This window comes from Cellulomonas triticagri (genome assembly GCF_003696205.1).
Classification (GTDB): Bacteria; Actinomycetota; Actinomycetes; order Actinomycetales; family Cellulomonadaceae; genus Cellulomonas; species Cellulomonas triticagri.
Window position 1 is genome coordinate 1 of the sequence record NZ_RFFI01000129.1, and the last position, 11396, is coordinate 11396.

An 11396-nucleotide genomic window follows, 5' to 3' on the forward strand; every position below is an offset into this window, starting at 1 on the left:
GTGCCTGCCCATGGTGAGCGCGCGGGCGCGCGGCGGCGCCGCGGAGGCGGCGGTCTTGTGGCTGGTGCGACCGCCCGCGAGCCGGGCCCGCAGCGGCGCGAGCCCGTCGTTGGTGACGAGGCCCGCCCACACCAGGTCCCAGAGCGCGTCCACCAGGGCGGCCTGCGACGGCGGCGGCTCCGGCGCGAGCGCATCGGCGACGCGGGGGCCGAGCGCGGTGACGAAGTACGCGCCCCCGCCGCGCAGCGCGTCGAGCAGGGCCCGGTGCAGCGGGCTGCCGAGCTGGCTGGTGCCATCGCCCCCGTCCTCGCCCGTCGGCGGCAGGGCGAGGCCGGACAGCGGGCCGTCGGGGTCGAGCAGCGGCAGCGTGAGGTCGGCGGTGCCCGCGAGGTGCAGCGAGACCAGCCCGTCGTTGCCGGGCAGCGTCCCGTGGCCGGACCACAGCACCTCGCCGGACGCGGTGAGCTCGTCCAGCAGGGCGGGGGAGTAGTCGCGCACCCGGGCGGGCAGCACCAGCGACTCCAGCGCGGACGCGGGCACGACGGCCCCGGCGAGTTGCTCGACGGCGCGCGCCAGCCCGTCCACCCCGCGCAGCCCGCCCGTGCCGGCCGCCCCGGTCCCGGGTCCGGGTCGGACGGTGGCCTGCTGCCAGCCGGGCAGGAACCGCCCGAGCGCCACCTGCTCCACGGGCTCGACCTCGGAGCGCAGCGCGGCGAGCGACCGCCGGCGCAGGGTCCGCAGCACGTCGGCGTCGCAGTACTCGTCCCCGACACCGCCGAGGGTGTCGGGGCGCAGCCGCCCCTGGACGAGCACCCCGGCCCGCTCCAGGGGGCGCAGCGCGGACTGGACCACGGCGGTGCCGAGCCCGAACCGCGCGGCGACCGCGACGGCGGGGAACGGCCCGTGGGTGCGGGCGTGGCGGCGCAGCAGGTCTCCGAGCGGGTCGGGCAGCACCTCGGTGAACACCTCGGGCACGCCGACGGGCAGGGCCACGCCGAGGGCGTCCCGCAGCCGCCCGGCGTCCTCGACGGCCGCCCACTGCTCGGCGTCCGCGGACCCGACCCCGGAGATCCGCACCCGGATCAGGCGTCGGGCGTGCTCCAGGTCCGCGAGCCAGCCCGCGACCTCCGGGCGGACCTCCTCGCGGGTGCGGGCCTCGACGCCCGCGAGCGGCAGCGGTCCGTGCCGGCGCACCACATCGGCGACCTGCTCGGCGGTGCGGGCCTGCCGGTCGGGGTCGGTGCCGGAGATCTCGGCCTCGGTGCGCAGCACGGCGTCCGGGTCGAGGAGGTCGGCGATCTGCGAGCCGCCGCCGGAGCCCAGCAGCTCGTCCAGCAGCGTCGGGTCCAGGGTCAGCGCGGCCGCGCGGCGCTCGGCGAGCGGGGCGTCGCCGTCGTAGAGGAACTGCGCGGTGTACCCGAACAGCAGCGACTGGGCGAACGGCGACGGCCGGGTGGTGGTCACCTCGACGACGCGGATCCGCCCGGCGGACACGTCGCGCATGAGGTCGACCAGCGCGTCGATGTCGAAGTCGTCCTGCAGGCACTCGCGGACGGCCTCCAGCAGGATCGGGAAGTCCGGGTACCGGGACGCGACGCTGAGCAGCTGCGCGGAGCGCTGCCGCTGCTGCCACAGGGGCTGGCGCCGGTCCGGGCGCCGCCGGGGCAGCAGCAGCGCCCGGGCGGCGGCTTCCCGGAACCGGGCGCCGAACATCGCGGAGCCGCCGAGCTCGGTGCGCACGGCGTCGGCGACCTCGTCGGGCTCGATGAGCAGGTCGGCGGCGTCCACGGGCACGACGTCCCCGGCGCCCGCGGCGTCCGGGACCCCGCCCGCGTCGGGGGCGGACCAGCCGAGCAGGTCGCCCACGGGGTCCGCGGCGGCCGCCAGCATGTCCGGCAGCCGCAGCACGATCCCGTCGTCGGCGTGCATGGCAGCGGCGTCGACCCCGAACCGCTCCCGCAGCCGCGCGCCCAGCACGAGCGCCCACGGGGCGTGCACCCGCGCGCCGTAGGGGGAGTGCACGACCACGCGCCAGTCGCCGAGCTCGTCGCGGAAGCGCTCCACGACCACCGTCGTGTCGCTCGGGAGCACACCCGTGGCCTCCTGCTGCTCGCGCAGGTAGGTGAGGAGGTTGTCACCGGCCCACGCGTCGAGACCCGCGCCCGAGGTCCGCTCGCGCGCCTCGGCCTGGGGGAGCTCCGCGACCTCCCGCGCCCACGCACCCATGGCGCGCCCGAGGGACGCTGGCCGGCCCTGGGAGTCGCCCTTCCAGAACGGCAGCCGACCGGGGACCCCGGGAGCGGGCGTGACCAGGACGCGGTCGGGCGTGATGTCCTCGATGCGCCAGGTGCTCGACCCGAGCGTGAACGTGTCGCCGACCCGCGACTCGTAGACCATCTCCTCGTCGAGCTCGCCGACGCGCTTGCCGCCCCGGGTGCGGCCGCCGCTGCGCTCCGGGTCCACGGGCACGTCGGAGGTCTCGGAGCCGGACGCGAGGAACACGCCGTACAGGCCGCGGTCGGGGATGGTGCCGCCGCTGGTGACCGCGAGGCGCAGGGCGCCGGGGCGGCCGCTGAGCACGTCGGTCGCGCGGTCCCACACCACGCGGGGGCGCAGCTCGGCGAACTCCTCGCTCGGGTACCGGCCCGCGAGCATGTCGAGCACCGCCCGCAGCGTCGCGTCGCCGAGCGTCGCGAACGGGGCCGCCCGGCGGACCACGGCGGCGAGGTCGGTGACGGTCCAGTCCTCGGTCGCGACCATGGCGACGACCTGCTGCGCGAGCACGTCGAGCGGGTTGGCGGGCACGTGCACGGGCTCGATCTGCCCCGCCCGCATCCGCAGCGCGGTGACCGCCGCCGGGACGAGGTCGCCCCGGTTGGTCGGGAACACCACGCCGTGCGACACCGCGCCGACCTGGTGACCCGCGCGCCCGATGCGCTGCAACCCGCTCGCCGCGGACGGCGGCGCCCCGACCTGGACCACCAGGTCCACGGCGCCCATGTCGATGCCGAGCTCCAGCGACGACGTCGCGACCACCGCGGGCAGCCGCCCCGCCTTGAGCTCGGACTCGGTGCGGGTGCGCTCCGCGCGGCTCATCGACCCGTGGTGCGCGCGGGCGATGATCGTCTCCGCGTCCCGGGCGTCCACGCCCACCGCCGTCCCGGACTGCGCGGTCACCTGCGCGGCCCACAGCGTCTGCGGGTCCGGGACGTCCTCGCCCTGCCGCTCCGCCCACACCTCGTTCATCCGGGCGGTCAGCCGCTCGGCGCCCCGCCGCGAGTTGGTGAACACCAGCGTCGACCGGTGGTCCGCGACCAGGTCCACGACCCGCTCCTCGACGTGCGGCCAGATCGACGGGCGCGGCGCCCCCGACCCCGCCGCCTGACCCGTGAGGTCCGCCTCGCCGGGCGCCAGCGGTACGAGCCCGTCACCCGTGCCCGGGCGCGAGCCGTCGGGCAGCGGCGCCCCCAGGTCCGTGAGGTCCGGCACCGGGACCACGACGTCCACCCGGATCTCCTTGGTCGACGGCGGCTGCACCACCACGACCTCGCGCCCGCCGTCCGCGGGCGCGCGCCCGCCCGACAGGAACGCCGCGACCCGGTCCACCGGCGTCACCGTCGCCGACAGGCCCACCCGCTGCGCCGGGCCGGGCCCGTCCGGGCGGTCGAGCAGCGCGTCCAGGCGCTCCAGCGACACCGCGAGGTGCGCGCCGCGCTTCGTGCCCGCGACCGCGTGGATCTCGTCCAGGATCACCGTGCGCACCCCCGACAGCCCCGCACGGGCACCCGAGGTCAGCACCAGGAACAGCGACTCCGGCGTGGTGATGAGGATGTCCGGCGGCTTCGTCGCGAACGCCCGGCGCTCGCTCGGCGGGGTGTCGCCCGTGCGCACCCCCACCCGGACGTCCGGCAGCTCGACCCCGCGGCGGGTCGCCGCCTGCCGCACCCCCACCAGCGGGGAGCGCAGGTTCCGCTCCACGTCCGTCGCGAGCGCCTTCAGCGGCGACACGTACAGCACCCGGCAGCGCTGCAGCGGGTCGGCGTCCGGCGCCGGGGGCTCCGCGGTGATCCGGTCCAGCGCCCACAGGAAGGCCGCGAGCGTCTTGCCGGACCCCGTCGGCGCCACGACCAGGGCGTGCCGGCCCGTGGACACCGCGTCCCACGCGCCCGCCTGGGCCGCGGTCGGCTCCGCGAACGCGCCCCGGAACCAGTCCTGCGTCGGCTCCGAGAACCGGGCCAGGACGTCGGCGGACGTCGCGGCGCCCGGGGACGGCACGGGGGTGGAGCGCGGGGTCACCGCGCCATTCTGGCCCGAGCCACCGACACGCGCGCCCCGGTGGCGGGAGCGCGGGGTGCCGGTGCCGCGACGCCGTGCCACGCTCGGGTCATGACGGACGACGGGGCGCGCGGGCCGGGGCCGGACCCGCGGTGGGCGCGCTGGCTGCCGGCCTTCGTGACGCTCGAGATCGGCGGGGCCGTGCTGGTGCTGCTCGGCGTGACCCGGGCACCGTCGGTGCTCGGCGTCGGGGTCGCGCTGCTCGTGGCCGGCGGGGTGCTCGGCGTGGCGGGGTTCGTGCGCGAGGTCCGTCGTCGGCGCTGAGCGCCCCGGACGGGCCGCCGTGTGGAGGACCGCTCGCCGCGCGGCCTACGCTCGGGTGGGCACGACGGGACCGTGCCGATCAGGAGGGTGTGTTGCGCTACCGCGAGTTCTGGCAGCTGGTCGACGAGGTGCTCGGCAGCGGGCACGGCCGCGCGCTCGTGCGCGAGCTCGTCCTGGACCGGCTCGGCAACCGCACCGCCGAGCAGGCGCTCGACGCGGGTGTGGAGCCTCGCGACGTCTGGCACGCGCTGTGCGACGCCCTCGACATCCCGGACCCGCAGCGCTGGGGCCACGACCAGCACCGCCAGGCGCCGCCGCGCCGCTGACGCCTGCGGGTCGGCCGTGGCACGCTGAGGTGGTGCCGTCCCCGCACCGCCCGCGCTCGCGCTGGTGGTCGGTCACGCTCAGCGACGTCGGCGACGCCCTGCTGAGCCTGGTCACCACCGCGCTGGGTCTCGGTGCCGCCATCGCCCTGGTGGACGGCGTGACGGCCGCGAACCCGGGGTCGGTGGCGCTCGCGGCCCTCGTGGTCGGGGTCGGGGACCTGCTGCTGCGGCCGTCCCTGCGCGTGCTCGCCCGGGTCGGCGGCGCCATGGGCGCGCTGCTCGCCGGGCTGGGCGCGCAGGTCGCGGTCCTGTGGCTGGCACTGAGCGTCGCCCCGGGCGTCGGCGTCAGGAACGCGTGGGCCGTCGTCCCGGTGCTGGTGATCGCCGGGCTGGTCATGGCGGTCGGGCGCTGGGTGTGGGGCGCGTCGGACTCGGACTACGTCGTGGGGGACGTGCTGCGCCGGGCCCGGGCGCGCGCCCGGCGGGCGGACCGCGCGGAGGGGGTCGCCTCGGAAGCCTCGCCGGGGGCGCGGCAGCCGGGGCTGCTCGTCGTCCAGCTCGACGGCGTCGCCGCACCCGTGCTCGCCCAGGCCGTCGAGGCCGGGCTCGTGCCGACCATGAGCCGGTGGGTGGACTCCGGCAGCCACGAGCTGCGCACCTGGTGGGCGCAGGCGCCCTCCACGACCCCGGCGAGCCAGGCCGGGCTGCTGCACGGCGCGGCCGACGGGATCTGCTCGTTCCGGTGGTGGGACCACGAGGCCGGGCGGGTCGTCGTCACCAACCACCCGGACGACGCCGCGCTGGTCGAGCGGCGGCTGTCCGACGGGCGCGGGCTGCTCGCCGACGGGGGTGCGGCGGTCGCGACGATGTTCTCCGGGGACGCCGCGCGGCAGTTCCTCGTGATGAGCCAGGCCCGGCGCGGCATCGGCCCCGGCACGCCGTACCTGCGGTTCTTCGCGAGCCCGTTCGTGCTGGCCCGCGCGGTGACGCTCACCGTGGGGGAGATGGTCAAGGAGCTCTACCAGGGGCGCCGCCAGCGGCTGCGCGACGTCCGCCCCCGGGTGCCGCGCCGCGGCTGGTACGTGGTGCTGCGCGGCGTCACGAACGTGCTGCTGCGCGACCTCGCGACGTCGCTCGTCGCCGAGCAGCTGGTCCGGGGCGCGCCGGTCGTCTTCGTGGACCTCGTGGACTACGACGAGATCGCCCACCACGCCGGACCCACCCGACCCGAGTCCCTGCGGGCGCTGGAGGGCCTGGACGGCGTCCTGTCCACGCTGGTGCGGGTGGCCGAGGCGGCACCCCGGGACTACCGGGTCGTCGTGCTGTCCGACCACGGGCAGTCGCTCGGCGAGACGTTCGAGCAGCGGTCGGGGCAGACCCTCGCGGACGTCGTGCGCCGGCACATGGCCGAGCCGGGCGGCCCGGAGACCGACGCCGTGCAGGCCGCGGGCGACGAGGAGTGGGGGCCGCTGAACGCGTTCCTCGCGTCGGTCGCCGTCCGGCGCGGCGACACCTCGTCGATGGTGCTCGGCCCGGTCCGCCGACCGGACACCCCCGAGCTGCCCGAGGTCGCGGTCACCGGTTCCGGCAACCTCGGCATGGTGTGGTTCCCGCGCGTCGGACGCCGCCTCGTGCTGGAGGAGGTCGAGCAGCGCTGGCCGGGCCTGCTGCGCGGGCTCGCCGCGACCCCCGGCATCGGCCTGGTGCTGGTCGACACGGCCGCGCGCGGGCTGCTCGCCGTCGGCCCGGGCGGCGTCGCGTGGCTCGAGCAGGGCACCCCGGTCGTGGTCGAGGGCACCGACCCGCTCGCACGCTACGGCCCCGGGGCGCTCGCGGACCTGCGGCGCCTCGGGCGGCTCGGGCACGTCGGCGACCTCGTGGTGCTGTCCGACGTCACCGACGCCGGGCACGTGCACGCGTTCGAGGGCCAGGTCGGGTCGCACGGCGGCCTCGGCGGCGCGCAGAACCTCGCGGTCCTGCTGCATCCCGCCGACCTGCCCGTGGACGACGACCTGCTGTCCGCGGTCGGCGACGAGCGGATGCCCGTCGGCGCCGACGCGGTCCACGAGCAGCTGCTGCGCTGGGCCGCCGCGCTGGGGCTGCGCACGACCGGGTCGGCGGCGCGGGCATGACCGACGGGGCGGTGCTGCGCTGGCTCGGTCACGCGTCCGTGGTCCTGGACGTCGGCGGGGTGCGGCTGCTCACCGACCCGCTGCTGCGCCCGCACGCGGGGCTGCTGCGGCGCCGGTCGGGCCCGCCGCGCCGCGAGCACTGGGCCGAGCCCGACGCCGTCCTGCTGTCCCACCTGCACCACGACCACGCCGAGCTCGGCTCCCTGCGGCTGCTCGGCGACGCCCCGGTGCTGTCCGCGCCCGCCAACGCGCACTGGCTCGCCCGCCGGGGCGTGCGCGGCGCGGTCGGCGTGGTCGAGGGGGAGTGGTGGCCCGTCCCCGGCTCCTCCGTGCGGGTGCGGCCCGTCCCGGCGGACCACGGGCACCGGCCGATGCCGCACCGGCCGAACGCCGCGCACGGCTTCCTCGTCGCCGCGCCCGGCCTGGTCGTGTGGTTCGCGGGGGACACGGCGCCGTACGCGGGGATGCGGCATCTGCCTGATGTCGTGGGCGCGCGGGTCGACGTCGCCCTCGTCCCCGTGGGTGGCTGGGGCCCGCGGTTGTCGGGCGGGCACATGGACCCCGTCCAGGCCGCCGAGGCGTGCGAGGCGGTGGGCGCCCGCTGGGCGGTGCCCGTGCACTGGGGGACCCTGCACGCCCCCGCCTCGCGCGGCCTCCCGCCGGGGTGGATTGACCGGGCCGGACCCGCGTTCGCGCGGGCGCTCGCCCGCCGGGGCGAGGTCGAGCCCGTGGTGCTGGAGCCCGGTGAGTCGGTGCGGCTCGACGCCCTGCCGGGCCGCCGCCGGGCCTGATCGCGCCCCACGACACACCGGCGCGTCGTGCACGCGGAGTCGAACAGGTGTTCGGCTACAGTGGGTCGCGGTGACGCGCCGCGAGGTCGTCGCGCAGGCCGGAGGTCGTCCCCAGGTGGGGGCGGGCGTGCGGGCTGTGGACGGGATCGGGGTGCATGTCGGTGGTCGGGCATAGCGTCACAGCAACGACACGGAGACCAGCCCCCGTAGGCGCAGCGCGACGCTGCACGAGAGACGACAGGTGACACCATGGCCGCTCCCCAGGACCGCGAGAAGGCACTCGAGGCCGCCCTCAGCCAGATCGACCGCCAGTTCGGCAAGGGCTCGATCATGCGCCTCGGCGACGACGGCCGTCCGCCCGTCGAGGTCATCCCGACCGGCTCCATCGCGCTCGACGTCGCGCTCGGCGTCGGCGGCCTGCCCAAGGGCCGCGTCGTCGAGATCTACGGCCCCGAGTCCTCCGGCAAGACGACGGTCGCCCTGCACGCCGTGGCCAACGCCCAGCGCGCCGGCGGCATCGCCGCGTTCATCGACGCCGAGCACGCGCTCGACCCCGACTACGCCAAGAAGCTCGGCGTCGACACCGACGCGCTCCTCGTCTCCCAGCCGGACACCGGCGAGCAGGCGCTGGAGATCATGGACATGCTGATCCGCTCCGGCGCGATCGACATCATCGTCATCGACTCCGTCGCGGCGCTCGTGCCCAAGGCCGAGATCGAGGGCGAGATGGGCGACAGCCACGTCGGCCTCCAGGCCCGCCTCATGTCGCAGGCGCTGCGCAAGATCACCGGTGCGCTCAACGCCTCCGGCACCACCGCGATCTTCATCAACCAGCTGCGCGAGAAGATCGGCGTGTTCTTCGGCTCGCCCGAGACGACCACCGGTGGCAAGGCGCTCAAGTTCTACGCCTCGGTCCGCATGGACATCCGCCGCATCGAGACCCTCAAGGAGGGCTCCGACGCGGTCGGCAACCGCACCCGCATCAAGGTCGTCAAGAACAAGATGGCCCCGCCCTTCAAGCAGGCCGAGTTCGACATCCTCTACGGCGTCGGCATCTCCCGCGAGGGTGGCCTCATCGACATGGGCGTCGAGCACGGGTTCGTGCGCAAGTCCGGCTCCTGGTTCACCTACGAGGGCGACCAGCTCGGCCAGGGCAAGGAGAACGCGCGCAAGTTCCTGCGCGACAACCCCGAGCTCGCCGAGGAGATCGAGCGCAAGATCAAGGAGAAGCTCGGTATCGGGGTCAAGGTCGAGGTGCCCGCGGGCGCGGAGGTGAAGGTCGACTTCTGATGTCGACCACGCACGACCCGTCCCGCCGCCCCACCCGGCCCGGCACGGACGGCACGTCCCCGCACGGCAGGTCCCACGCCGGCACGTCCCACGACGAGGAGTCGGCGTGGGACGTGCCGGACGGCGGCGAGAACGCCTGGGCACAGCCCGGCGGTCCGGGCGATGGCGGTGCCGCCGGCGACTCCGCATGGTCGGACACCGACGCGCAGTCGTCCGCGTGGGCAGGGGCCGCGCCGACGGTCGCCGGGGACGCCGCGGCGTCCTGGACGACGGTGGCGGCCGCCGCCTCGTCGCCGTCCGTCTGGGACGACGACGCACCCGCGCCCGCGACGGACTGGCTGAGCGCCCCGCGACGCCCGACGACCGGACCCGGGCCCGAGACGGATGCAGCCCCCGGCCCGCCCGGCGGCGTCCGGGGTGCCGGTGCGGCGCGACCCCGTGCGGGCCGTGTGCCTGCTCGGTCGACGCGGCGCGATCCCGAGGTCTCCGGACCTGCGGGCGGGTCGCGCGCGGTCGACCCGGCGGTCCCGGGCCGCCCTCTCGAGCCTGTCGCCGACCTCTCGCCGCTCGGCGGCGGGCCGGACCCGGACGTGACCCGCATCGCCGACCCCGCGGAGAAGCGCCGTGTCGCGGACGACCTGCGCGGTCGGCTCGACGCGCTCCACCGCAGCGTCACCCCGGGCGCTACCGGCACGTCCAGCGCGCCGGTGGCATCGAGCACGCGCAGCGCATCGAGCCCCCGCACCGCCTCGGACGCCCGCACCGCCGCGGACGCCCGTAGCGCCTCGGGCACCCGGGGAGCGGCAGGCCGCGCGAGCACCTCGGCCGCAGCAGGTGCGGACGGCGGGGCTCGTGCAGCGAGCAGCCCCGGCCCCGAGGGTGCACGAGACGCGATCAGCGCACCTGGCGTCTCAGACGCCCCCGACGCTCCCGGCTCGGAGGAGCGGACTCCGTTCGCCGCGCCGCGCACGTCCCGGCCTGCCGACGAGGCGTACCCCGACGACGAGCACGGGGCCGACCATCCCGCACGGGTCTCCACCCGGGGTGGTCGGCGTTCGGGCTCCGGCAGGTCGTCGTCGTGGGGCGGGCGTCGCCGTGCGCCCGCGTCGGAGCCCCCGGAGTCGGGGTCGGCGGCGGCGGACGCGGAGCCCGATCCGGAGCAGGTGGCGCGGACGGTCGCGCTGCGCCTGCTCACGGGTGCGCCCCGCAGCCGCGCCCAGCTCGCCGAGGCGATGGCCCGGCGCGACGTGCCGGAGGACGTCGCCGACCGGGTGCTCGACCGGTTCACGGAGGTCGGTCTGGTCGACGACGCCGCGTACGCGGAGATCCTGGTGCGCAGCCGCCACGAGGAGCGCGGGCTGTCCCGGCGTGCGCTGGCCCAGGAGCTGCGCCGCAAGGGCGTCGACGACGTCGTCGCCGCCGAGGCGCTGGAGCAGGTGGACGACGACGATGAGGAGTCGGCGGCCCGGGCGCTCGCCCGCAAGAAGCTGCGCGCGACCCGGGGCCTCGACCGCGAGGTCCGGCTGCGTCGTGCGTACGGTGCGCTCGGGCGGCGCGGGTACGGCGGCTCGCTGGTGTCGCGTGTGGTGCGCGAGGAGCTCGCCGCCGAGGGCGAGGACTCCTCGGACGACGGTCCCTGGACCTGACGCCCCCCGCGGTCGTGGGTCCCCGCGTCGGCCCCGCGCGGAGTGCTCGCCCCCGAACGGTCCACCCGCGTGCTGGCAGACCAGCGGGGCGCCGGCCGCGTGGCCGGAGACCCGGAGAACGCGCCTCGCCGCCGCACGCGGGGACCCGCCGCGGCGACACGGCCAGCATCCGTGGCCCGGACGTGCGGGTCCGGGGCCGCGGGTGGGGAACAATGGTGACCTCGTGCCGCGGTTCACCCGGTGCTCGCCCGGTCCCGGTGCGGGAGGGGATCGCCCCGGCGCGTCGACGACGAGGAAGGTGCACCCCATGCAGGACGGCGTGATCGTGGTCGGCCTGCTCGCCGCGTGCCTGGTCGCGCTGGTGCTCGTGCTGCTCGCGCGCCGCGAGGCGACCGCGGTGCGGCAGCAGGCGGCGGACGACGTGCGGGACATCCGGGACGAGTCCCGGAACGTGCTGGCGGACGCGCAGCGCCGGGAGGCGCGCGCGGTGGAGCGCGAGGAGAACGCGTCGGCGGCGGAGCGGTCCGCCGTCGAGCGGGAGCGGGCCGCCCGGGCCGCCCAGGACGCGGCCGGGGACCTGCGCCGGGAGGCGGCCGACCAGGCGGCGGCGTC

The 11396-nt window shown here is 77.2% G+C and carries 6 protein-coding genes and 2 pseudogenes; 7 read left to right on the top strand and 1 reads right to left on the bottom strand.

The window, feature by feature from the left end; all coding sequences use genetic code 11:
• Positions 1-4296, bottom strand: a 4296-nt coding sequence (locus tag EBM89_RS17540) for a DEAD/DEAH box helicase (protein WP_122150932.1), incomplete at its 3' end; no start/stop codon positions are given.
• A 90-nt stretch (positions 4297-4386) separates the two neighbouring features.
• Between EBM89_RS17540 and EBM89_RS17545 the strand changes: the two genes are divergently transcribed.
• The 7 genes and pseudogenes from EBM89_RS17545 to EBM89_RS17575 form a co-directional block, all read left to right on the top strand.
• A complete protein-coding gene (locus tag EBM89_RS17545) occupies positions 4387-4599 on the top strand; it encodes a hypothetical protein (RefSeq protein WP_122150933.1) in 213 nt (70 codons plus the stop codon).
• Between the two features lie 92 nt (positions 4600-4691).
• Positions 4692-4925: a DUF3046 domain-containing protein gene (locus tag EBM89_RS17550; RefSeq protein ID WP_122150938.1), complete on the top strand. Its 234-nt coding sequence runs from the start codon at positions 4692-4694 to the stop codon at positions 4923-4925.
• Between the two features lie 32 nt (positions 4926-4957).
• Positions 4958-7057 carry a phage holin family protein gene (locus EBM89_RS17555; protein WP_233571828.1) on the top strand — a complete coding sequence of 700 codons (2100 nt, stop codon included), beginning with the start codon at positions 4958-4960 and terminating at the stop codon, positions 7055-7057.
• Positions 7054-7848 (top strand): MBL fold metallo-hydrolase, encoded by a 795-nt coding sequence (locus EBM89_RS17560; protein ID WP_122150935.1) that lies wholly within the window; start codon positions 7054-7056, stop codon positions 7846-7848. Before EBM89_RS17555 ends, EBM89_RS17560 begins: the two co-directional genes overlap by 4 nt.
• 249 nt (positions 7849-8097) lie before the next feature.
• Positions 8098-9087: pseudogene (gene recA, locus EBM89_RS17565) on the top strand (recombinase RecA); the annotation flags it as partial.
• 1214 nt (positions 9088-10301) lie between these two features.
• Entirely contained in the window at positions 10302-10784 is a 483-nt protein-coding gene (locus tag EBM89_RS22250; protein WP_233571829.1) for a regulatory protein RecX, read from the top strand.
• 307 nt (positions 10785-11091) lie between these two features.
• Positions 11092-11396: pseudogene (locus EBM89_RS17575) on the top strand (ribonuclease Y); the annotation flags it as partial.

Coding starts and splice junctions, on each gene's coding strand:
- EBM89_RS17545 (WP_122150933.1), top strand. CDS start 4,387: ATGACGGACGACGGGGCGCGCGGGCCGGGGCCGGACCCGCGGTGGGCG.
- EBM89_RS17560 (WP_122150935.1), top strand. CDS start 7,054: ATGACCGACGGGGCGGTGCTGCGCTGGCTCGGTCACGCGTCCGTGGTC.